Source organism: Mycobacterium sp. 050128, from assembly GCF_036409155.1.
In the GTDB taxonomy this organism is placed as follows: domain Bacteria; phylum Actinomycetota; class Actinomycetes; order Mycobacteriales; family Mycobacteriaceae; genus Mycobacterium.
The window spans coordinates 698304-723982 of the sequence record NZ_JAZGLW010000002.1 but is presented as its reverse complement, the minus strand read 5'-3'; the positions used below and the strand labels follow the sequence as shown (position 1 = coordinate 723982).

At 65.4% G+C, this 25679-nt stretch carries 6 protein-coding genes; 3 read left to right on the top strand and 3 right to left on the bottom strand.

What is annotated here, in order from left to right; genetic code table 11:
• Positions 1–145: 145 nt before the first annotated feature.
• Genes SKC41_RS20600 through SKC41_RS20590 form a run of 3 tightly spaced genes read right to left on the bottom strand, consistent with a single transcriptional unit; the run spans position 146 to position 6400 of the window.
• Positions 146–3082: an MMPL/RND family transporter gene (locus SKC41_RS20600; RefSeq protein WP_330979504.1), complete on the bottom strand. Its 2937-nt coding sequence runs from the start codon at positions 3080–3082 to the stop codon at positions 146–148.
• Positions 3083–3089: 7 nt separating this feature from the next.
• The gene (locus SKC41_RS20595; protein ID WP_330979503.1) at positions 3090–5984 is read right to left on the bottom strand and encodes an MMPL/RND family transporter; all 2895 of its coding nucleotides are present in this window, start codon (positions 5982–5984) and stop codon (positions 3090–3092) included.
• A complete protein-coding gene (locus SKC41_RS20590; protein WP_330979587.1) occupies positions 5981–6400 on the bottom strand; it encodes an MmpS family protein in 420 nt (139 codons plus the stop codon). Before SKC41_RS20590 ends, SKC41_RS20595 begins: the two co-directional genes overlap by 4 nt.
• A 1033-nt stretch (positions 6401–7433) precedes the next feature.
• Here SKC41_RS20590 and SKC41_RS20585 point away from each other — a divergent pair.
• From SKC41_RS20585 to SKC41_RS20575, 3 genes are read left to right on the top strand one after another with little or no spacing between them, the layout of a single operon-like run.
• Entirely contained in the window at positions 7434–7664 is a 231-nt protein-coding gene (locus SKC41_RS20585) for an MbtH family protein (protein WP_025735785.1), read from the top strand.
• 44 nt (positions 7665–7708) lie between these two features.
• Positions 7709–17977, top strand: a complete 10269-nt coding sequence (locus tag SKC41_RS20580) for an amino acid adenylation domain-containing protein (protein ID WP_330979502.1) — start codon at positions 7709–7711, stop codon at positions 17975–17977.
• Positions 17977–25638: an amino acid adenylation domain-containing protein gene (locus SKC41_RS20575; protein WP_330979501.1), complete on the top strand. Its 7662-nt coding sequence runs from the start codon at positions 17977–17979 to the stop codon at positions 25636–25638. The genes SKC41_RS20580 and SKC41_RS20575 overlap by 1 nt, the downstream gene beginning before the upstream one ends.
• Positions 25639–25679: the final 41 nt, after the last annotated feature.

The following is a 25679-nucleotide window of genomic DNA, read 5'->3' as shown; positions in this document are numbered from 1 at the left end:
TCCCGGCCACTTGGCCGAATTGGCTGTAGAGGACGATGGCCCTCGCGATTGCTATTCAATCGCCACTCCAATGGTCTGGAGCGCAACCGTCGACAAATTGTCAGCAGCGTTCGGCGTTTGCTGCCTGCGTAATCCGGGTGACGAACTAGACCGATTGCCTAGGGATCTCGGCCGTAGGTGCATCGTCGGGGAAATCCCGGCCCAGCAAAGCGCGCACCACCGGGCGCGAACCTTCCGGCCTCAGCATCTGACTGGCCGGGCGTGGACGGACCACCTGCGGCCACCAGAACCAGCGCCCGAGAATGGCGGCAATGGTCGGAGTCATGAACGAGCGCACGATCAAGGTGTCGAACATCAGACCCAGGCCGATGGTCGTCCCGACCTGACCGATGATGCGCAAGTCACTGGACGCCATCGACGCCATCGTGAATGCGAACACCAGCCCTGCGTTGGTGACGACCTTGCCGGTACCGCCCATTGCCCGAATGATGCCGGTATTGATGCCCGCGCCGATTTCTTCTTTCATCCGGGATACGAGCAGCAGGTTGTAGTCGGACCCCACGGCCAGGAGGACGATCACCGACATCGGCAGGACCATCCAGTACAGCTTGATCCCGAGAATGTACTGCCAGATCAGCACCGAGAGCCCGAACGATGAGCCCAACGAAAGTGCCACCGTACCGACGATGACCAGCGCGGCCACAAAACTTCGCGTGATGATCAGCATGATCGTGAAAATCAGGCAGAGCGCGCCGATTCCGGCGATCAGTAGGTCGAATTTCGAGCCGTCTTTGAAGTCCTTGAAGGTCGACGCGGTGCCAGCGAGATAGATCTTGGCGTCTTCCAGCGGCGTGGTCTTGAGTGCCTCTTCGGCCGCCGTCTTGATTTTGTCAACCCGCTCCACGCTCTCGGGAGTCGCGGGGTCACCCTTGTGGGAAATAATGAACCGGGCTGCCTTCCCGTCGGGGGACAGGAATTGATTCATCGCCTTCTGGAAGTCCGCGTTCTTGAAAATCTCGGGTGGCAGGTAGAAGGAATCGTCGTTTCTGGAGTTGTCGAACGCCTGACCCATGGTGGTGGCGTCCTTGTTGTCGACGTTCACCTGCCCGATAATCCCCGACATCGTGCTGTGCATCGTCAGCGTCGTTTCCTTGAAGAACCGCATTGACGCGAGCATCTGCGGGTACTGCTCGAGGAGTTGCGGTAGCAGTACATCCATCTTGTGGAGATCGATCTCCAGGTCGGCAAGCTTGTCGCTCAGCTCGTCAATCCCGTCGAGCGTGTCGAAGATCGACCGCAACGACCAGCATATCGGGATGTCGAAGCAGTGCTTTTCCCAGTAGAAGTAGCTCTTAATTGGTCGGAGGAAATCTTCAAAGTCCGCGAAGTGATTTCTCAACTCGTACAAGAGCAGCGTCATCTCGTCGGTCTTGGTGATCGACTCGTGCGTAAGCGCGGTAAGTTCCTTCTGGAGTTCGTAAAGCCGCGTCATCGACGCGATCTGGATATCCATCATGTGGACCTGCTCGAGCATGTCGTCCATGCGAGCCTTCATATACTTAATGTTTTGCGACTGAGCGGAGTTCTGCATGGCGAGCATAAACGGTATCGAGGTGTGCTCAATCGGTGTGCCTTCGGGCCGGGTTATGCCCTGAACCCGGGCAATTCCGGGAACCTTGAAGATGGCTCTGGCCAGCCTGTGCAGGACGATGAAATCGGCCGGATTGCGCATATCGTGATCGGATTCGATCATCAGAATTTCGGGCAACATCCGCGCTTGGGAGAAATGCCGGTCGGCGGCCGCATAGCCGATGTTCGCCGGAATGTCGTCGGGCATGTAGAGCCGGTTGTTGTAGCTGGTCTGGTAGCCCGGCAGCGTCACCAACCCGACCAGCGCGACCGCGATGGTCGCGATGAGGATGGGCACCGGCCAGCGGACAATTGCCGTGCCGATTCGCCGCCACCGACCGAACCGGATGGCTCGCGTGGGATCGAGTAACCCGAAGCGACCGCCGATGGTCAGCATCGCCGGAACCAACGTCAGCGCGATTACGACGGAAACGACCAAGCCGATCGCGCACGGCACGCCCATGGTCTGGAAGATGGGCATCCGGGTAAAGCTCAGGCACAACATTGCTCCGGCGATCGTCAAACCGGAACCCAATACGACGGGGACGACCCCGCGGAAGGTGTTGTAGTAGGCGGTTTCTCGATCCTCGCCGGCCTGACGCGCCTCTTGATACCGGCCGAAGAAGAAGATCCCGTAGTCGGTTCCGGCCGCCATCGCAAGGGCCACCAGCAGGTTGACGGCAAACGTCGACAACTGCACCATGCTGTGGTCGCCCAGAAATGCGACGATTCCGCGGGCGGCGAGTACCTCGATCCCGACGGTGATCAACAGCAGGATCACCGTGATGATCGACCGATAGACGAACAGCAGCACCACGAAAATGATCGCCGCGCCGACCGCGGTCATCTTCAGAATCGATCTGTCACCGGCCTCCTGCATGTCCGAGAACAGCGCTGACGGGCCGGTGACAAAGGCCTTGAGGCCTGGAGGTGGCGGATTCTTGGCGATGATGTCCCGGACGGAAGCAATGGAATCTTGGCCCTGCGTCGTGCCCTGGTTGCCGGCCAGATTCATCTGGACGTATACGGCCTTACTGTCGGCGCTTTGGGCACCCGCCGCGGTGAGTCGATCGCCCCACAGATCCTGAACGTGCTCAACATGTTTCGTGTCGGCCTTCAACAGCCGCATCAATTTGTCGTAGTACTTGTGCGCACTGTCCCCGAGCTCCTGTTGCCCCTCGAGCACGAGCATCACGAAGCTGTCCGAGTCCGACTCCTTGAAGACCTTGCCCATCCGCATCATCGCCTGCACGGCGGGCGCGTCTTGCGGTGCCAATGGCACCGAGTGCTCTCGGCCCACCCGTTCCAGCGAGGGAACTGCGAAGGTGACCAGCAGGGTCAGTGCCACCCACGCCAGGATGAAGATCAGCGAAAGGCTGCGGATTGTTCGCGCTACGAACGGCTTCTGGACGGGGGGTGCTTCGTGCTGGGTGGCTATCGGTTCGGTTGTCATGCGTTCCTCACCGCGTTTCTTTCAGCAGCAATGAGCGCACCAACGGGCGAGACCCCAACGGCCGCAGCATCTGACTTGCGGGGCGGGTGCGCACTTGTTGGGGCCACCAGAACCAGCGTCCGAGCAGCGCCGCGACGGCCGGTGTCATGAAGGCGCGCACCACCAGGGTGTCGAACATCAGGCCCATCCCGATCGTGGTGCCCAGCTGGGCGATGCTGCGCAGGTCGCTGACCGCCATGGAAGCCATCGTGAAGGCGAATACCAGGCCCGCGTTGGTGACGACTTTTCCGGTGCCCGCCATGGCGCGGATGATGCCGGTGTGTATGCCGGCGGACAATTCCTCTTTCATCCGGGAAACCAGGAGCAGGTTGTAGTCGGAACCGACGGCCAACAGCACGATCACCGACATCGAAAGAACAGTCCAGTGAATTTGCAGCCCAAGCAAATACTGCCAAACCAGGATGGACATCCCGAAGGAGGCGCCCAATGAAAGCAATACCGTACCAACGATGACCAGCGCGGCGAGGAAGCTACGCGTCATGATCAGCATGATGATGAAAATAAGGCAAAGCGCGGCGACTCCCGCGATCAAGAGATCGAATTTGGCGCCTTCGACCAAGTCCTTTACCACGGCAGCGGTTCCGGTCAGATAAACCTTGGCGTCTTCCAGGGGCGTGCCCTTGAGCGATTCCTCGGCGGCCGTCCTGATCGGATCGACGCGGGAAAGCCCCTCGGGCGTCGCCGGGTCGCCCTTTTGCGCAATCAGCAGGCGGGCGTTCTTTCCGTCGGGCGACAGGAAGATCTTCATGACCCGCTTGAAGGTATCCGAGCCATCGATAATGCTCGGCGGGATATAGAAACTATCGTCATTCTTAGAGGTGTCGAACGCCTGACCCATAGCGTTCGGGTTTTGGCCGCCATTCACCTCCATCTGGCCGATTGTCCCCTCCATGGTGCTGTGCATGGTCAGCATCATGGTCCGCATGCTCTGCATGGTTTCGATCAACTGCGGAATTTGTATAAGCAACTGCGGCAGGATCGCATCTAATTTATCGAGGTCTGCCACCAATTCGGTGAACTTGTCATTGACCTCGTCGACGCCATCGATTGCGTCGAACACCGATCTAATCGCGAAGCAGACGGGAACGTCGTAGCAATGCTTTTCCCAGTAGAAATAACTGCGGAGCGGCCTGAAGAAATCCTCGAAATCCGAAACACGGTCGCGCAATTCTGCGGTGGTCTTCTGAATTTGATGCGTCTGGCCGACCATGTCATGGGTCGTGGCGGTAAGCTCCTTCATCAACTCGACCATGTGCTGCATCAGCTTAATCATCTTGGCCATTTCGTCGGCCTGTTTCAGCATGTCGTTCATGCGATCCTTCTGGAACGCCATATTGGTCAGCTGAGACGACTGCGACATGCTCATGATGTATGGAATGCTGGTGTGCGCCAACGGAGTTCCCTCAGGGCGAGTCACGCTTTGAACCGTAGAAACACCCGGCACCGCGAGGATCCCTTTGGCCAATTGATTCAACACCAGCATGTCCGTGGGATTGCGCAGGTCGTGATCGGCTTCGACCAACAGGATTTCCGGCATCATCATTCGTGACTCGGGAAAATGTCGCGCCGCGGCCGCGTTTCCTACGCTGGCGGGAATGTCTGCAGGGATGAACTTCTGGTCGTCATAGCTGGGGTTGTAGCCCGGCAGTGTCAGCAGCCCAATAAGGGCAATCGCCAATGTGGCAATGAAGATCGGCGCCGGCCAGCGAACGATCGCGGTGCCTATTCGTCGCCAGCCGCGCACCCGGAGCTTCCGTTTCGGTTCGAACAGGCCGAAACGAGCGCCCACGGCGAGCAGTGCGGGTGTGAGCGTGAGCGCGACGAGAACAGCGACGGCGATACCCGTTGCATTGGGAAGTCCCAGCGGCTGGAAATAGGGCAGCCGGGTAAAGCTCAGGCAAAGAACCGCTCCGGAAATCGTCAATCCGGAGGCCAGCACAACCTTCGCGACACTACTGAATGTGGTATAGAAAGCGGTTTCTTTATCTTCGCCCGCCTGCCGGGCCTCCTGATATCGCCCAACAAAGAAGATTCCATAGTCGGTACCCGTAGCGATGACCGCGGCCACCAAGAGGTTGACTGCGAAAGTAGTAAGGCCAATGAACCCGTGATAAGCGAGAAATGCGACCATTCCTCGGGCTATCGTTAATTGCAGACCGACCGTCAGCAACAACAAGATGACAGTAGTAATCGAGCGGTAGACGAGCAGCAACGTAATAAAGATCACGGAAAGGCTCGCCAGTGTGACCGTCGTGACGGTCTCCTGGCCTGCCTTGTTCATATCCGCGACGGTTGCGGCGGGGCCGGTCACATAGACCTTGAGTCCGGGCGGCGCGGGCAGCCCGGCCACGATGCCGCGGATGGCCGCTACGGATTCGTCTCCCGCGGATGCGCCCTGGAGGCCGCCAAGGTTTAGCTGCACATACGCGGCCTTGCCGTCGATACTTTGCGCGGCGGCGGCGGTGACCGGATCTCCCCAGAAGTTCTGGACATGCTGGACGTGCTTGGTATCGGCTTCGAGCCGGCGCACCAATTCGTCGTAGTACTGGTGCGCGTCGTGGCCGAGAGGTTGGTCTCCCTCGAGGACAATCATCGCCAGGGCGCCCGAATTGGATTCCTTGAAGTCCTGGCCGAGGCGTGCCATCGCCTTGAAGGACGGTGCGTCTGCGGGATTCAGCGATACCGAATGCCCTTGTTCGACGACCTCCAGGGGCGGGACGCCGACGGTGAAGAAGACGGTGAGGCCGAGCCAGCCCAAGATGATGAGTATTGAAAACCGGTGGACGTTCCGCGCGATGAAGGGTCGCGAGGGCCGCTCCGTGCCTAAGCTTTCGTCGCTCATGCAGCCGTAAGCACGCAGTACGTGAAGGCATTCACCTCGTGTGAAACCTTCTCGGACTTGACGGTGCCATCAACGATGATGCGGCAGCCAATGGTGTCGGTATCGCCTTGTGCCACCACGTTTCCCACGATTGACGGCAGTGTCGTCGAGAGATCCATCGACCATGGCAGTGTGACGGCGTTGATGTGCTGCGGGTCGGCGTTGACGTCGAAATAGCTGATGTCGGCCACCGTCCCGGGCGCGCCGAAGACCTCGTACTTCAGATGCTTGGGGTTGAACGGTTTGCTGTCTTTGACTCTGGAGTCGGCATACGACTGGCGCTTCTCGGAGCCGAATATTCCGTGCAGCCGCGACACCGTGAATCCGCCGGCGGTCAGGACGGCGACGATGAGCAGTGGGATCCAGAGCCGCCCCAGCAGCTTGATCGCGCCGCCCCCCGAGTTGCGCCGACCCCTGCGAACTCGATCGGGCTCCTGGGGCCCCGACTGACGACCGAACCGCCGGAAGCGGCCGGAGGGCTGGCTCACGTTCTGGCTACCTTCCGTGGCGACGTCGGACCGGGCTCGAACGTCATGCTCGACCACCGCACCCCCTTCAACCCGTTCCCAGACTCGCTATGTCAATCGCTCGATAACGTACCTGTACCTCGATCGCACCACACCAGACCTGCGGCGGTCAGCTCAAACGAGCGGCGTTCGGCGAGTGCAACCAGATCTTGATGAGTAAACCATGCCATTGCCCCCGACATCAGATCTTTGGTAACCCGATATGGGATCGTAACTCGTATCGCGTGCGTAAGAGGACGCTATCAATGAGTGGAATCCACCCGTGCGGCAGGTGTTGTATGCGTCATTGTCCCGAGCAATGGTGACACACATTACATTCCGGGGCGATCTCGTGCCGAGGACGTCATCTTCCCGCGGTCAGCTAACGAAGTACGAGTGGTTCGCTGAGGTGGCTGAACGCGCGATTTGTCGTCGTCGCAGCAACGTCGCGTGAGCCAGCCCCGCGGCAATGGGGGAACGGTGCAGTCGCGCGATCACATGGCCCTCTCGACGGCCCTCTGAACCCGGTAGCTACCGTGCTGTGCCCGTATTTGCTGGAGCCGTCCCGCCGTCGTTTCCGTCCTGATCTGCGGGTCCACCGCCGAGGCCGCGCGACGGTATTCCGGCGCGGCAACTAACGAGCAACGAGAGCGTAACTTGGTCGTTTTCTACGCGTAGGTAACGTACTCTTGACGGTCGGCAGACAGCCCGTACCGTCGCTGCAGGTCACTGCACTTCACGGCGCCAACGTCGCAGCGTTGCGCCCGGCACCGAATTGCCAACAGGTGTCACGAGTGCTTAACAGATCACATCAGGAACTTTGTCGAAACCTCCGACCGAGCCTGTGGGCCTCCAGTATGGTTTGGAACGACCCCACCTATATCGAGAGACCGCCTGGAGAACTGTGAGCACCAATCCGTTCGACGACGATAATGGCAGTTTTTTCGTGTTGGTCAATGACGAGGAGCAACACAGTCTGTGGCCGACCTTCGCCGATGTCCCCGCTGGATGGCGGGTGGTATATGGCGAGGCCGACCGTGCGGCGTGTCTCGAGTACATCGAGCAGAACTGGCCAGATATCCGGCCGAAGAGTCTGCGCGAGCGGCTGGCAGCGGGTCGGAGTTTTGATAAGTAAACCGCCTGGGTATGGGGACTCGGGTGGAGCTTTGGGGGACTCACATGGAACGTGGTGAGCGGGCACACCCGCTGACGCGTGGACAGCTCGATATTTGGCTCTCGCAGGAAACCGGTTTCGCGGGTACCGAGTGGCAGCTTGGCCTTTTGGTGAGGATCGAGGGTGCGGTCCATCACGATTTGCTGCAGCAGGCGATCCGGCAAGTGGTGGCCGAGTCCGAGTCGGGCCGCGTGGCGTTCTTCGAGGCCGACGGCCACGTTGTTTTACAGAAGGCTGTCGATTATCCGGATGCAGAGCTGGGCTTCTATGATTTCCGGGGCTCGGATGATCCTGTGCGAAAAGTCCGGGAAATGGCATCTTCAATTCAGCGCACGCCCATGCCATTCTCGGGTCCGCTTTTCATCTTTACGTTATTCCAGACGCAGGATAACGAATTCTATTTGTTCGCCTGCTGTCACCACATCGCCGTAGACGGCATGGGCATGGCGCTGGTGAGCCGCCGCGTGGCCACCGTCTACACGGCACTTGTCGCCGGCGATCCGGTGCCCGACGCGTACTTCGGTTCCCTGCAGGACCTGATCGATTGCGAGTCCGGTTACGAGGCCTCCGCCGACTACCAGGACGACGAGGCCTATTGGCAGGAACACCTGCCTACCGAAAGCGGATTCCATTACCGGTTACCTCAGGTCACCGAGGAGCGCGACCCCTATCTGACTTCTGCATCGGTCCAGTTGGACCCGTCCGTAGTCGGTCGAATGCAGCAGTTGACCAAGCAGTTGCGGGTGCGCCGGTATTCGGCCATTACCGCGGCGTGCGCGCTGTTGGTGCGCGGATGGTCCGGTAACGCCAACGAGGTGACGCTGGACTTCCCGGTCAGCCGCCGGGTGACCGAAGAGTCGAAGAAATTGCCCGCGATGCTGGCCGGGGTCGTCCCGCTGGTGTTGACGACAGCACCGGAAACGACCGTTGGCGACTTTGTCGCCCACGTCGACACACGTATCCGGGAGTTGTTGCAGCATCAGCGTTACCCGGTACATGTCCTAGAGGGCGAGGGCGGCGCCCGGCAGGGTGCCAACCGCGTGGGCGTGAACTTCATCCCGTCTCGCCTGACCCTGAATCTTGCCGGGGCACCGGCACATGCGGGGTACACGAACCACGGCCCGGTCGGTCACTTCGGGTTTTTCTTCCTCGGCGCCGGCGATCAGCTCTTCTTGAGTACCGCCGGTCCCGGGCAACCGTTTGCGAATTTCGATGTCGCCGATCTCGCGGCGAAGTTGCAGCAGGTGCTGCTGGCGATGGTCGAGGACCCCACCGCAACGCTGTCGTCGATCGAAGCGCTCGACGCCGATGACACGGCCCGCCTCGACGAAATTGGCAACCGGGCGGTCCTGACCGAGCTCGCACCGGCGAAGGTCTCGATTCCGGCTACGTTCGCCAAGCACGTCGAGCGCACTCCCGAGGCCGTCGCGGTCACCTTCGAGGGCCGATCCACCACGTATCGGGAGCTCGACGAGGCCGCCAACAGGTTGGGGCACTTGCTGATCAGCGAGGGTGTCGGCCCGGGCCACGTCGTGGCGCTTCAGTTTTCCCGCTCCGCCGACGCGATCATCGCGATTCTGGCCGTTTTGAAGACCGGTGCGGCATATCTGCCGATTGATCCGGCACTACCCGCGGCGCGTACTGAGTTCATGCTTGCCGACGCCGCGCCGACGGCCGCGGTGACCACCGCGGACCTGCGGTCGCGGCTGGACGGACAGGATCTGGTGGTCATCGACGTCGCCGATCCGCGGATCGCGGCCCAGCCCAGCACGGCACTGCCGATGCCGGACCCGGACAACCTCGCCCACGTCATCTACACGTCCGGCACCACCGGCACGCCCAAAGGTGTTGCCGTTACTCATCACAACGTCACGCAGCTGTTCGCCTGCTTCGATGCCGGCCTACCGCGGACCGGCGTGTGGTCGCAGTGCCACTCCCTGGCCTTCGACTTCTCGGTCTGGGAGATTTGGGCTGCCCTGCTCGGGGGCCGGCGACTGGTGGTCGTGCCTGAGTCGGTGACTCGTTCGCCAGAAGACTTCCACGCCTTGCTCGTTGGCGAACACGTCAGCGTGCTCACCCAGACCCCTTCGGCGGTCGGGATGCTCTCACCCGAGGGTTTGGAGACCGCCGCGTTGGTGGTCGCCGGCGAGGCGTGCCCGCCCGAGGTGATGGATCAGTGGGCGCCCGGGCGGGTGATGATCAACGGCTATGGCCCCACCGAGACCACGGTGTGTGTGGCGATCAGCGCTCCGCTGGTGCCGGGATCCGGTGTGGTGCCGATCGGTTCGCCGGTCCCGGGTGCGGCACTGTTCGTCCTGGACCGGTGGCTGAAGCCGGTGCCGCCGGGTGTGGTCGGCGAGTTGTACGTGGCCGGCGCCGGGGTGGCGTGCGGTTATATCCGCCGGGCCGGTCTGACTTCATCGCGATTTGTGGCATGCCCGTTCGGTCAGGCCGGGGAGCGGATGTACCGCACCGGAGACCTGGTCTCGTGGGGCGACGACGGACAGCTTCTTTATTTAGGCCGCGCTGACGAGCAGGTCAAGATCCGCGGGTATCGCATCGAACTGGGCGAGGTCCAGGCCGCCCTGGCCGCGCTGGACGAGGTCAAGCAGGCCGCGGTCATCGCCCGCGAGGATCGCCCCGGGGACAAGCGCCTGGTCGGCTATGTCACCGGCACCGTCGACCCCGCCGCGGCCCGGGCCAGGCTGGCCGAACGGCTGCCGGCATACATGGTGCCCGCCGCGGTGGTGGTCCTGGAGACGCTGCCGCTGACGCCCAACGGCAAGCTGGACACCCGCGCCCTGCCGGCGCCCGAATACCACAACGTCGGTGGCGCTTACCGTGCCCCGACCACCGCGGTCGAAGAGGTGCTGGCCGGCATCTACTCCGAAATCCTGGGCTTGGAGCGGGTCGGCATCGACGACTCGTTCTTCGACCTGGGCGGCGACAGCATCCTGTCGATGCAGGTCGTGTCCCGGGCCCGGGCGGCCGGTGTGCTGCTGCGTCCGCGCGACGTTTTCGTCGAGCAGTCCGTGGCCCGGTTGGCCCAGGTGGCCAGCGTGGCCAGCGGCGAGATCGGGGCGGTCGACGAGGGTCTCGGCGAGGTGGTGTCCACCCCGATCATCCGTTGGCTACAAGACGTCGACGGCCCGGTCGAGCAGTTCAACCAGGCGATGGTGGTGCAAGCCCCGGCCGGAGTGACCGAGGCCGACGTGGCGGTGGTGCTGCAGGCACTGGTCGATCGGCATGCCACCCTGCGGATGCGGGCCGACGACGACGGCTCCGGTGGCTGGTCGCTGTGGGTGCCCGAAGTGGAGTCGCTGGAAGGCGCCGGCCTGGTGCACTCGGTCGACGTGTTGACCGACGAGGCGCTCGCCGAGGCCCGGTCGCGGCTGAACCCGGCCACCGGGGCGATGCTCAGCGCGCTGTGGGTGACCTCGACGTCGCAATTGGCGTTGATCATTCACCACCTGGCCGTCGACGGTGTCTCGTGGCGAATCCTGTTGGAAGACTTGAATATTGCGTGGGCCCAACATCACAGCGGACAGCAAGTGGAGCTGCCTGCGCCGGGGACTTCGTTTGCCCGGTGGTCGGCGCTGCTCGAAGAGCACGCCCGCGACGCGGCCGTCGTGGCGCAGGCGGACACCTGGCGTCAGGTGGCGTCGACTCCGGCCGTGTTGCCTGCGGTACAGCCGGCGGTGGACACGCACGCCAACGCGGGACGGTTGTCGGTGGACCTGGATGTCGACACGACCCGCCAGATCCTGGGCGAGGTCCCGGCCGCGTTTCACGCTGGGGTGCAAGACATTTTGTTGATCGCGTTCGGCTTGGCCTGGGCCGAATTCCTGGGTTCCCCGGGTAAGCCGCTCGCCATCGACGTCGAGGGCCACGGCCGCCACGAAGAGCTGAATCCCTACGTTGACCTGTCGCGCACGGTCGGGTGGTTCACCACCAAGTACCCCGTGGCGCTGACCGTGGGTGGCCTGGACTGGGCGCGGGTGGTCGACGGCGATCCCGCGCTCGGCGCGGTCATCAAAGCGGTCAAGGAACAGCTGCGTGCCCTGCCCGACGGGCTGACCTACGGTCTGCTGCGGTACCTGAACCCCGACGTCGACCTGTCCGGAGCCGACCCGGCGATTGGCTTCAACTACTTGGGCCGCATGGGCGCCTCGGCGGCCGAGCTCTCCGAGGACCTGTGGCGGGTCAGCCAGGACAGCCTCGCCCTGGCCGGCGCTGCGGCGTCGATTCCCATGCCGTTGGCCCACACCGTGGAACTCAACGCCGGAACCGTCGACAGCGACGCCGGTCCGCACCTGCACGCCAACTGGACCTGGGCGCCGTCGGCGCTCGATGACACCCAGATCAACCGGCTGAGCCAGCTGTGGTTCGAAGCGCTGGGCGGCATTTGCGCGCTGGTGCGCCGCGGCGGCGGCGGGCTGACCCCGTCGGACGTGGCCCCCGCGCGGCTGACCCAGGAGCAAATCGACGACCTGTCCCGCCAGCTCCGCATTGCCGACGTGCTCCCGCTGACCCCGGTGCAGCAGGGGCTGTTGTTCCACACCGCGGTCGCGGAGGGCTCCGGCGACGACTTGTACGCGGTGCAGCTGGCCATCACCGTGACCGGCCCGCTCGACCAGAAGCGGCTGCGCGAGGCGGTACAGACGGTGGTCAACCGCCACCCCAACCTGGCGGCGCAGTTCAGCCAGCAGTTCGATGAGCCGATCCAGATCATCCCGGCCGAGCCCGTCATGGCGTGGCAGTACGTCGAAATGGCCGGCGGCGAAGCCGAAGTCGATCAGCGGGTCCAGCAGCTGTGCGCCGACGAGCGCGCCGCGGTGTGCGACATCGCCGAGCAGCCGGCCTTCCGGGTGGCCTTGATCCGTACCGCGGACAACCGGCACCGGTTTGTGCTGACCATCCATCACATCGTGATCGATGGCTGGTCGCTGCCGATCCTGCTGCAGGAGATCTTCACGCTGTACTACGGGCAGCGGCTGGCCGCACCGCCGTCGTACCGCAGCTTTGTCACCTGGCTGGCCGAGCAGGATCGCGACGCGGCGCAAGCGGCGTGGGGCGAAGTGCTGGCCGGTTTTGACACGCCCACGCTGGTGAGCCCGCCGGGGCAAGCGGCGGAGCGCGGCGTGGAGTCGTATCGGGTGCCTGCGGACATCACCCAGGCGCTCACCGAGCTGGCGCGCTCGAACCACACCACCGTCAGCAACGTGCTGCAGGCGGCGTGGGCGCAGGTGCTGATGTGGCTGACCGGGCATCACGATGTCGCGTTCGGCACCGCGGTCTCCGGCCGGCCCACCGAATTGCCCGGCGCGGACGCGCTGGTGGGTCTGTTGATCAACACCGTGCCGGTGCGGGCCAGCGCCACGGCGACGACCACGATCGCCGACCTGATGGCTCAACTGCAGCGGTTCCACAACGACACCCTCGAGTACGACCACCTGGCGCTGCGGGACATTCACCGCGTGACCGGCCACGACCAGCTCTTCGACACGCTGTTCCTCTACGAGAACTACCCGATCGACGCGGGCGCGCTGTTCGGCGTCCAAGAGTTGGCCATCACCGATTTCAGCAGCCGCGAATTCAACCACTACCCGCTGTCGGTGGTGGTGACGCCGGGCCACGAACTGAGCCTGCGCGTCGAATTCGACAGCCACGTCTTCGAAGTCGCCACTATTGATTCGCTGATCGAGCGGTTGCGGCGGGTGCTGGTCATGATGACCACCGATCCCACCCGACGGCTGTCGTCGATCGACCTGCTCGACGCCGACGAACATTCCCGGCTCGAGGAATGGGGCAACCGCGAGGTGCTGACGTCGCCCGCGAGCGCGCCGGTGTCGATTCCCGAATTGTTCGCCGCGCAGGTCGCGCGCGCTCCGGAGGCCGTCGCCGTCAACTGCGGGGACGGGTCGTGGACCTACCGCGAGCTCGACGAGGCCGCAAACCGGTTGGCGCACTGGCTATCCGACCGCGGCGCCGGCCCTGGTGAGCGAGTTGCGGTGCTGCTCAACCGATCCGCCGAGGCGATCGTGTCGCTGCTGGCGGTGCTGAAGACGGGTGCGGCTTACCTGCCAATGGATCCCGCGCACCCGACGGCGCGGATGGAGTTCATGCTGTCGGACTCCGCGCCGATCGCCGCTCTGACCACCGCGGACCTGCGCCCGCGGCTGGAGAGTGCCGACCTGCTGGTCGTCGATGTCGAGGACCCGGCCATCAGCACGGCGCCCAGCACCGCATTGCCGACACCCGCGGCCGACCACGTCGCATACATCATCTACACCTCGGGCACCACCGGTAAGCCCAAGGGCGTGGCCGTCACCCACCGCAACGTGACCCAGCTGCTGGAGTCCCTGGACGCCGAGATGGAGCTGGGACAGGTTTGGACGCAATGCCATTCGCTGGCCTTCGACTACTCGGTCTGGGAGATCTGGGGCGCGCTGCTGCACGGCGGCCGGGTGGTCGTGGTGCCCGACGCCGTGGTCCGCTCACCGGAAGACCTGCACGCCCTGCTGGTCAGCGAACAAGTCAGTGTGTTGAGCCAAACGCCGTCGGCGTTCTACGCGCTGCAGGCCGCCGACGCGCTGCAACCCGAGCTGGGACAGCAGCTGAAGCTGCAGACCGTGGTCTTCGGTGGCGAAGCGCTTGAGCCGCAACGTCTTCAGACGTGGTTGCACAACCACCCCGGGCTGCCGCGGATGATCAATATGTACGGCATCACGGAGACGACCGTGCACGCCTCGTTCCGGGAGATCGTCGACGCCGACGTGGACAGCAACAGCAGTCCCATCGGGGTGCCGTTGGCGCATCTCGCCTTCTTCGTGCTGGACGGCTGGCTGCGGCCCGTCGCCCCCGGCGTGGTCGGCGAGCTGTATGTGGCCGGCGCCGGTGTGGCGAGCGGATACGTCGGGCGCCCGGACCTGACCACGACGCGGTTCGTCGCCTGCCCGTTCGGCGGACCCGGATCGCGGATGTATCGCACCGGCGACCTGGTGTCCTGGGGTACCGACGGACAGCTGCGGTACATGGGACGCGCCGACAAGCAGGTCAAGATCCGCGGCTACCGCATCGAACTCGGGGAGATCCAGGCCGCGCTGGCCGCTGTGGACGGGGTCTCGCAGGCCGCGGTGATCGCCCGCGAGGACCGTCCTGGCGACAAGCGCCTGGTCGGCTACGTCACCGGAACCGCGGACCCGACCGAGATCCGCAGCCAGCTGGCCGAGCGGCTCCCGTCGTACATGGTGCCGGTCGCGGTGGTGGTGTTGGACGCGCTGCCGCTGACGGTCAACGGAAAACTCGACACCCGCGCGCTGCCCGCGCCGGAGTTCTCCGACGTCGATAGCTATCGCGCACCGACCGACGCGATCGAGGAGATTTTGGCCGGTGTCTACGCCCAGGTGCTGGGTGTGGAGCGGGTCGGTGTCGACGACTCCTTCTTCGACCTGGGCGGCGACAGCATTCTGTCGATGCAGGTGGTGGCCCGGGCACGGGCGGCCGGTGTGGTGTGCCGTCCCCGTGACGTTTTCGTCGAGCAGACCGTGGCGCGGCTGGCCCGGGTGGCCAGGATGGGCGCCGAGGGCGATGGCGCGGCCGACGAGGGTCTGGGCGAGGTCATCGCCACCCCGATCATCCGGTGGCTGCAGGAAATCGACGGCCCGGTCGAGCAGTTCAACCAGACGATGGTGGTCCAGGCGCCCGACGGGGTGACCGAAGCCGACGCGCTGGTGGTGCTGCAGGCGCTGGTGGATCGGCACGCGATGCTGCGACTGCGCGTGGACGACGACGGCGCCGGTGGTTGGTCGTTGTGGGTGCCCGAGGTCGGCTCGGTGGATGCCGGCGCGCTGCTGCGGTCGGTTGACGTGTTGTCCGACGAGGCGCTCGTCGGTGCGCGGTCGCGGCTGAGCCCGGCCGCCGGTGTGATGCTCAGTGCGCTGTGGGTTAACTCCACGTCGCAGTTGGTGCTGATCGTTCACCACCTCGCGGTCGATGGTGTGTCGTGGCGAATCCTGTTGGAAGACTTGAACATCGGCTGGGCGCAGCATCACAGCGGGCAAGAGGTGGCGTTGCCGGTACCGGGCACGTCGTTCGCGCGCTGGTCGTCGCTGCTGGACCAGCACGCCCGCCTCCCCGAGGTCGTCGCCCAGGCCGAGGCGTGGCGGCAGGTGGCCGCCGTGCCCGCCGCGCTGCCGGCGGCGCAGCCCACGGACACGTTCGCCACGGCCGGACAACTGTCGGTGGGGCTGGACGTCGAGACGACCCGCATGCTGCTGGGCGAGGTGCCGGCGGCGTTTCACGCCGGGGTGCAAGACATTCTGCTGATCGCGTTCGGGTTGGCCTGGGCCGAGTTCCTGGGGAACGCCTCGCCGATCGGTGTCGACGTCGAGGGTCACGGGCGTCACGAGGAATTAGCCGCCGATGTCGACCTGTCGCGCACGGTCGGCTGGTTCACCACCAAGTACCCGGTGTCGTTGACCGTGGGTGAGCTGGGCTGGACGAAGGTGGTCTCCGGTGACACCGCACTGGGCCCGGTGATCAAGGACGCCAAGGAGCAGCTGCGCGGTCTGCCCGACCCGCTGACCTACGGTCTGCTGCGCTACCTGAACCCCGACGTCGAGCTGGACAAATCCGACCCGGCGATCGGCTTCAACTACCTCGGCCGTCTCGGTGCGGGGGCGACGGACCTTTCCGGTGACCTGTGGCAGCTCTCCCAGGACGACCTGCCGGCCGCGGCGGCCGCGACGGCCGTCGACATGCCGCTGGCCCACACCGTCGAGCTCAACGCCGGCACCATGGACACCGACGGTGGCCCGCAGCTGCAGGCCAACTGGACATGGGCGACCTCGGCTCTCGACGAGGCTCAGATCAACCGGTTGAGCCAGTTGTGGTTTGACGCGCTGTCGGGGATCTGCGAGCACGTGCGCGGCGGCGGCGGCGGCTTGACGCCGTCCGACCTTGCGCCGGCGCGGATCAGCCAGCAACAGATCGACGAACTGCAGCAGACCGAGCAGATCGCCGACGTGTTACCGCTTACCCCGCTGCAGCAGGGCCTGTTCTTCCACGCCAGCACGGCCGAGGACCTCGGCGTCAGCGGTGACGACCTGTACGCGGTGCAGCTCGACATCCGCATCACCGGTGCCGTCGACCCGGACCGGCTGCGCGATGCGGTGCACACCGTCGTCACCCGGCACCCGCACCTGGTCGCCCGCTTCAGCGGTGACTTCGACGAGCCCCTGCAGATTCTGCCGGCCAAGCCCGAATTGACTTGGCAGTACCTCGAATTGGACGACGGCGATGTCGACGGGCAGGTTGAGCAGGTGTCCGCCGCCGAACGTGCCGCCGTGTGCGATCTCGCCGCCTTGCCGGCCTTCCGCGCGGCGTTGCTGCGCACCGCGGCAGACCAGTACCGGTTCGTGCTGACCAACCACCACATCGTCCTGGACGGTTGGTCGAAACCGCTTCTGCTGCAAGAGATTTTCGCCGGCTACTACGGTGCCCGGCTTCCTGCGGCGGTGTCGTACCGCAAGTTCGTCACCTGGTTGGCCGAGCAGGACCGCACCGCGGCCCGGGCGGCGTGGCGCGAGGTGTTCGACGGCTTTGAGACTCCGACCCTGGTCGGTCCGCCGCAACGGATGGGTCTTGGACAGCGAGGGGTGGAAGAGTTCCAGGTGTCCGCCGAGACCACCGCGGCCCTGGGCGAGCTGGCCCGGTCTTGCCGCACCACCGTCAGCACCGTGCTGCAGGCGGCGTGGGCCCAGCTGCTGATGCGGATGACCGGTCAGCCGGATGTCGCGTTCGGTACCGCGGTCTCGGGACGGCCGACCGACCTGCCCGGCGCGGAATCCATTGTCGGCCTGATGATCAACACGGTGCCGATCCGCGCCAACATCAACACGGCCACCACCATCGCCGACCTGCTGGACCAACTGCAAAGCTCTTACACCGAAACAATTGAGCACCAGTATCTGGGGTTGAACGAAATTCACCGAATCACCGGGCACGACCAGCTGTTCGACACTATGTTCGTCTACGAGAACTACCCGATCGACACCGCGGCGTTGTCGGGGGTTCAGGATCTGACGATCACCAAGTTCACGAACCGCGAGTACAACCACTACCCGCTGTCAGTGCAAGCCGTGCCGGGCCACGAACTGGGCCTTCGAGTCGAATATGACACCGATGTCTTCGACAAGGCCAGTATCGAAACGTTGGTCGAGCGGTTACGGCGAGTGCTGGTAGCCATGACTGACGATTCAGGGGATGAGTAATGGCCGACGGTAAACGGCGGCTCTTATCGATTGATCTCCTCGACGGGGGCGAAGTCGCGCGGCTGGACGAGTGGGGCAACCGCGCCGTATTGACCCGCCCGGCGAAGGGCGTGACGATTCCCGAGCTGTTTGCGGCGCAGGTCGCGAACGCCCCGGAGGCCGTCGCGTTGGTGTGCGGGGACCGGTCGTGGACCTACCGCGAGCTCGATGAGACTGCGGAGCTCTTGGCGCGGGTGCTGACCGCCCACGGTGCGGGCCCGGGACAGACTGTGGCACTGCTGTTTTCGCGCTCGACCGAGGCGATCGTGTCGATGATGGCGGTACTCAAGGCCGGAGCGGCCTACCTGCCGATCGACCCCGCACTGCCGGACGCGCGGGTGGAGTTCATGCTCGGCGACGCCACACCGGTCGCGGCGCTCACGACCGCGGCCCACCGGTCCCGGTTAGACGGCGCCGACCTGGTCGTCGTCGACTTCGACGAGCCGGGGGAGGACCCCGGCACCGAATTGTCCGCGCCGGCGCCGGCGGATCTGGCGTACATGATTTACACCTCGGGGACGACCGGGGTGCCCAAGGGCGTGGCGATCACTCACCAAAATGCGACGTCCCTACTGGAGAAGCTGCACTCGGCGGTGCCGCCCGGTCCGGGGCAGGTGTGGTCGCAGTGGCACTCCTACAGCTTCGACGTTTCGGTGTGGGAGATCTTCGGCGCCCTGCTGCACGGCGGGCGGCTGGTGATCGTCCCCGAAGCGGTGGCCAGTTCGCCGGACGATCTGCATGCACTGCTGATCGCCGAAAAGGTCAATGTCCTGTGCCAAACCCCTTCTGCGGCAGCGATGTTGTCGTCGGAAGGCCTGGAGTCGACCGTGGTGTTCGTGGCCGGCGAGGCGCTCCCATCCGAGGTGCTCGATCGGTGGGCGCCCGGGCGGGTGCTGATCAACGCCTACGGCCCGACCGAGGGCACGATCTATGCGGCGATGAGCGCGCCGTTGAGCCCGGACACGGGCGCGCCGATCGGTTCGCCGGTGCCGGGAGCGGCGCTGTTTGTGCTGGATAAGTGGCTGCGGCCGGCGCTCGAGGGGGTGACCGGTGAGTTGTACATCGCCGGTCGCGGTGTGGCCAGCGGGTACCTGCGCCGGTCGCCGCTGACCGCGTCGCGGTTCGTGGCGTGCCCGTTCGGCGAGCCGGGTGACCGGATGTATCGCACCGGGGACCTGGTGCGCTGGGGTGCCGACGGCCAGTTGCAGTACTTGGGCCGTGCCGACGAACAGGTCAAGATCCGCGGTTACCGCATCGAGCTCGGTGAGGTGCAGGCGGCTTTGGCCGCCCTGGACGGGGTGCAGGCCGCGGCGGTAATCGCTCGCGAGGACCGCCCGGGCGACAAGCGGCTGGTCGGTTACGTCACCGTCACCGCGGACGTGGACACCGCGGTGATGCGCAGCACGCTGGCCGAGCGGCTGCCGGCCTACATGGTTCCGACGGCGATCGTCGTGCTCGACACGCTGCCGTTGACCGTGAACGGCAAGCTCGACAAACGCGCCCTGCCCGCCCCCGAATACGCCGGTGGCGGCGAATATCGCGCGCCGTCGGACGCGGTCGAGGAAATACTGGCCGGAATTTACGCGCAGGTGCTCGGCGTCGAGCGGGTCGGTGTGGACGACTCCTTCTTCGACCTGGGCGGTGACAGCATCCTGTCGATGCAGGTGTCGGCGCGCGCCCGGGCCGCCGGCGTAATGTGCCGTCCCCGTGACATTTTCGTCGAGCAGACGGTAGCGCGGCTGGCCCGGGTGGCCACGATGACCGACGGAGCCGACGGCGTCGTCGACGAGGGTATCGGCGATGTGGTCGCCACCCCGATCATCCGCTGGCTGCAAGGCGTGGTGGGTCCCGTCGAGCAGTTCAACCAGACCATGGTGGTGCAGGCTCCGTCCGCAGTGACCGAGGCCGACGTGGCGCCGGTGCTGCAGGCGTTGATCGATCGGCATGCCACCCTGCGGTTGCGCGTCGAGGACGACGACGCGGGCGAATGGTCGCTTCAGGTACCCGAAGTGGGGACCGTGGACGCCACCGAACTGCTGCAGTCGGTCGAGGTGTTGACCGACGAGGCGCTCGTCGAGGCGCGGTCGCGGCTGAACCCGGCCGCCGGTGTGATGCTGAGCGCGCTGTGGGTGAGCTCCACGTCGCAGTTGGTGCTGATCATTCATCACCTGGCCGTCGACGGGGTGTCGTGGCGAATCCTGTTGGAAGACTTGAACATTGCCTGGGCTCAGCACCACAGCGGACAACCGATCGAGTTGCCCCCGGGCGGGACGTCGTTTGCCCGCTGGTCGTCGCTGCTCGAGGAGTACGCGCAGCGCCCCGCGGTAACCGAGCAGGCCGAGGCGTGGCGGCGAGTGGCATCGGTCCCGGCCGCGCTGCCCGCGGTGCGTCCCGAGCTGGACACCTACGTCAGCGCCGAGCAGATGTCGGCCGAGCTCGACGTCGAGACGACGCGGTTGCTGCTGGGCGAGGTGCCGGCGGCGTTTCACGCTGGGGTGCAAGACATTCTGCTGATCGCCTTCGGGTTGGCCTGGGCGGAATTCCTGGGCACCGGCGCGCCGATCGGCATCGGTGTCGAGGGCCACGGCCGCCACGAAGAGTTGGCGCCCAACGTCGACTTGTCGCGCACCGTCGGCTGGTTCACCACCAAGTACCCGGTGTCGTTGGCCGTCGCCGGACTGAACTGGTCGCAGGTGGTCGCGGGTGACACCGCGCTGGGGCCGGTGATCAAGGACGCCAAGGAGCAACTGCGCGGTCTGCCCGACCCGCTGACCTACGGACTGTTGCGCTACGCGAACAACGAGGTCGAGCTGCACGGCAACGACCCGGCGATCGGGTTCAACTACCTCGGCCGGCTCGGCGCCGGCACGGCCGCGGAGCTCTCCGGCGATTTGTGGCGGATCTCCGAAGAAGGCTTGTCGGTCGCCGGCGCGGCCACCGCGGTACCGCTGCCACTCATGCACACCGTCGACCTCAACGCCGGCACCATGGACACCGAAGCGGGCCCGCACCTGCACGCCAGCTGGACCTGGGCGCCCTCGGCGCTGGACGGCGAGCAGATCAGCCGGCTGAGCACGCTGTGGTTCGAGGCCCTGACCGGCATCTGTGCCCACGTGCGCAACGGCGGCGGCGGCCTGACGCCGTCCGACCTGGCGCCGGCACGGCTGACCCAGCAGCAGCTCGACCAACTCGAGCAGCAGTACCATCTCGCCGACGTTTTGCCGCTGACCCCCGTGCAGCAGGGTCTGCTGTTTCACGCCAGCGTTGCCCAGGGCGGCGACAACGGCGACGACGTCTACGCGGTGCAGCTGGGTATCACGATCGCCGGCGCCATTGACCCGCAGCGGCTGCGGGAGGCGGTGCAGACGGTGGTCAACCGGCACCCCAACCTGGCGGCCCGGTTCTCCGCCCAGTTCGACGAGCCGGTGCAGGTCATCCCCGCCGAGCCCGTCATGGCCTGGCGGTACATCCAGCTCGACAGCGACGAAGCCGGCCACGACGAGCAAATCGAGCAGCTGTGCGCCGACGAGCGCGACGCGGTCAGCGACCTGCTCGGCCGGCCGGCCTTCCGCGGGGCGCTGATCCGGATCGCCGAGAACAAGCATCGGTTCGTGCTGACCAATCACCACATCGTGATGGACGGGTGGTCGCTGCCGATCCTGCTGCGCGAAATCTTCGCCAGTTACTTCGGCGAGCGCCTGCCGGCGCCCGCGTCGTACCGCAGCATTCTCACCTGGCTCGCCGAGCAGGACCGCCCGGCGGCGCAGGCGGCATGGCGCCAGATGTTCGAAGGCTTCGACAACCCGACCCTGGTCGGCCCCGCAACGCGGATAGGACTCGGGCGGCGACGCGTCGACTCGTACCGGGTGTCCGCCGAGACCACCCGCGAGCTGAGCACGCTGGCTCGCTCCTGCCACACCACCGTCAACACGGTGCTGCAGGCCGGATGGGCACAGTTGCTGATGTGGCTGACCGGCCAGCGCGACGTCGCGTTCGGCACCGCGGTTTCGGGCCGGCCCCCCGAGGTGCTGGGCTCGGAATCGATTGTCGGGCTGCTGATCAACACCGTTGCGGTGCGGGCGAACACCACCGTGGCCACCACGGTCGCCGAGCTGCTCGACCAACTGCAGACCGCGCACAACAACCGGCTCGAGCATGAGCACCTGGGCCTGTCCGACATTCACCGCGCCACCGGCCACGACCAGTTGTTCGACACGCTGTTCCTGTACGAGAACTACCCGATCGACACGAACGTGCCGGTGGGTGTGCACGAGCTGGCCATCACCGACGTCACGAACCGCGAATACAACCACTACCCGCTTTCCGTGATGGCCTTGCCGGGCCACGAATTGGGCATCCGCGTCGAGTACGACACGGACGTGTTCGACCCGGCGAGCATCGAAACGCTGGTGGAGCGATTCCAGCGGGTGCTGGTCGCGATGACCGCCGACCCGAGCCAGCGACTGTCGTCGATGGACGTGCTGGATGCCGGTGAGCATGCCCGCCTGGACGAGTGGGGCAACCGCGCCGTGCTGGCCCAGCCGGTGGAGGGCACGACGATCCCGGCGATGTTCGCCGCGCAGGTGGCCCGGACCCCGGATGGGGTGGCGCTGGTGGACGGCGACCGGTCGTGGACCTACCGCGAGCTCGACGAGGCGGCCGAGCGATTGGCGCGAGTGCTGGTCAGTAAGGGCGCACGCCCGGGCGAATGTGTGGCGCTGCTGTTCAACCGGTCGGCCGAGGCGATCATCGCGATGGTTGCGGTACTCAAGTCCGGAGCCGCCTACCTGCCGATCGACCCGGCGATGCCCGACGCGCGGCTGGAGTTCATGCTCGGTGACGCCACGCCGGTCGCCGCGATGACCGACGCGACCATGCGGTCCCGGTTCGACGGGGCCGACCTGCCGGTCATCGACGTCCACGACCCGGACCTGTCGATCCCTTCGGACATCACCTTCCCGGTGCCGATGCCGGAGGACCTGGCGTACACGATCTACACCTCGGGGACGACCGGGGTGCCCAAGGGCGTGGCGATCACCCACCACAACGCGACGTCGTTGCTGGAAGCGCCCGACCCCGGCGCGCCGACCGGCCCGGACCAGGTGTGGTCGCAGTGGCACTCCTACAGCTTCGATGTCTCGGTGTGGGAGATCTTCACCGCACTGCTGCACGGTGCACGGCTGGTCGTGGTGCCCGAATCGGCAGCGGCGTCGGCTCACGAGCTGCGCGACTTGCTGGTCGCCGAGCAGGTGACCGTGGTGGGTCAAACTCCGTCGGCGCTGGCGATGATGCCGGGCGAGGGGTTGGAGTCCGCGACGTTGGTGATGGCCGGGGAGGCCAGCCCCAACGAGTTGGTGGACAAGTGGGCGCCGGGACGCGTGATGATCAACGCCTACGGTCCGACCGAAGCCACCATCTATGCCGCGATCAGTGCGCCGATGAAGGCCGGCGAGGGCGCGCCGATCGGCGTGCCGGTACCGGGTGCGGCGTTGTTCGTGCTGGACAAGTGGCTGCGGCCGGCTCCCGAGGGCGTGGTCGGCGAGTTGTACATCGCGGGCCGGGGTGTGGCCGTCGGCTATCTGCGCAGGGCCGGCCTGACCGCGTCGCGGTTCGTGGCGTGCCCGTTCAGCGAGCGGGGCGACCGGATGTATCGCACCGGCGATTTGGTGCGCTGGGGTGCCGACGGGCAGTTGCAGTACTTGGGCCGTGCCGACGAGCAGGTCAAGATCCGCGGTTACCGCATCGAGCTCGGTGAGGTGCAGGCGGCGCTGGCCGCCCTGGACGGGGTGCAGGCCGCGGCGGTGATCGCTCGCGAGGACCGTCCCGGTGACAAGCGGCTGGTCGGGTACGTCACGGTCACCGGCGATGTCGACACTGCCCAGATGCGCGGCCTGCTGGGCGAGCGGCTGCCGGCCTACATGGTTCCGACGGCGATCGTCGTGCTCGACACGCTGCCGCGCACCGTCAACGGCAAGCTCGACAAACGCGCCCTGCCCGCACCCGAATACCAGAGTGCGGTCCGCTACATCCCGCCCGCGACACCCACCGAGGAGATCGTGGCCGGGATCTACGGCCAGGTGCTCGGCATCGAGCGGGTCGGCGTCGAGAACTCCTTCTTCGACCTGGGTGGCGATTCGCTGTCGGCGATGCGCGTGGTCGCCGCGATCAACACGGCGTTCGATTCCAACCTGTCGGTGCGCACGCTGTTCGAGGCGCCGTCGGTTCGCGCCATGAGCCAGCGCCTGGACAGTGCCGCAGACGCCGACGAGACCGATGCCAACGGCCCGAGTTACGTCGCCGTGCACGGCCGCGACACCGAGGAGCTGCGCGCCAGCGACCTCACCCTGGACAAGTTCATCGACGAGACGACGTTGCTCGGCGCTCCGACGCTGCCGGCCCCGAGCGCCGAAGCGCGCACGGTGTTGTTGACCGGGGCGACCGGGTTCCTGGGGCGTTACCTGGCGCTGGAGTGGCTCAAGCAACTGAAACGTGTTGACGGCAAGCTGATCTGCCTGGTGCGAGCCGGCTCCGATCAGGAGGCGTGGCGTCGGCTGGAGAAGACATTCGACAGTGGCGACCCGCAGTTGGTGGACCACTTCCACCAGCTGGCCGCCGATCATCTCGAGGTCGTCGCCGGCGACAAGGGCGAAGCCAATCTGGGTCTCGACGAGCAGACCTATCAGCGGCTGGCCGATACCGTCGATCTGATCGTCGACTCGGCAGCCGTGGTCAACGGCGTGCTGCCGTACCGAGAGTTGTTCGGGCCCAACGTCGTTGGTACCGGCGAGCTGATCAAGTTCGCGCTGACCTCCCGGATGAAGCCGTATGCGTACGTGTCGACCTCCGACCTCGGTCGCCAGGTCGAGCCGGCGCTGTTCACCGAGGATGCCGACATCCGCGTGGTCAGTCCGACCCGCGTCCTCGACGGCAGCTACGCCAACGGCTACGGCAACAGCAAGTGGGCCGGTGAGGTGTTGCTGCGGGAGGCCAATGAGCAGTTCGGGCTTCCGGTTTCGGTGTTCCGCAGCGACATGATCCTGTCCGACGTCAGCTATGCGGGTCAGTTCAACGTGACCGATATCGTCACCCGGATGATCCTGAGCCTGGTGGCCACCGGCGTCGCGCCCGCTTCGTTCTACCGCCGTGACGAGAACGGCAATCGGCAGCGGGCGCACTACGACGCGCTGCCCGTCGAATTCGTCGCCGAGTCGATCGCCACCCTGGGGGCCCAAGTGGTCGACGGGTTCGAGACCTATCACGTGATGAACCCGCACGACGACGGCATCGGAATCGACACCTACGTCGACTGGCTGATCGAGGCCGGCTATCCGATCCAGCGCATCGACGACTTCGCGGAGTGGGTGCGGCAGTTCGAGATCGGCCTGCGGGCCCTGCCGGACCGGCAGCGCCAGCATTCCGTGCTTCAGATGCTGCAGTTGATGCTGCACAACCCCGAGCAGATCCAGCCGCTCGAGCCGACCCGCGGGTCGTTCGCGCCAACCGACCGATTCCGCGCCGCGGTGCAGGAAGCGAAAATCGGTGCGGACAACGACATCCCGCACATCACGGCACCGGTCATCATCAAGTACGTCACCGACTTGCAACTGGTGGGATTGCTCTAGTCGACGGGCGAATCCGCCCGGATTGTCAACTGCTGCCAAGC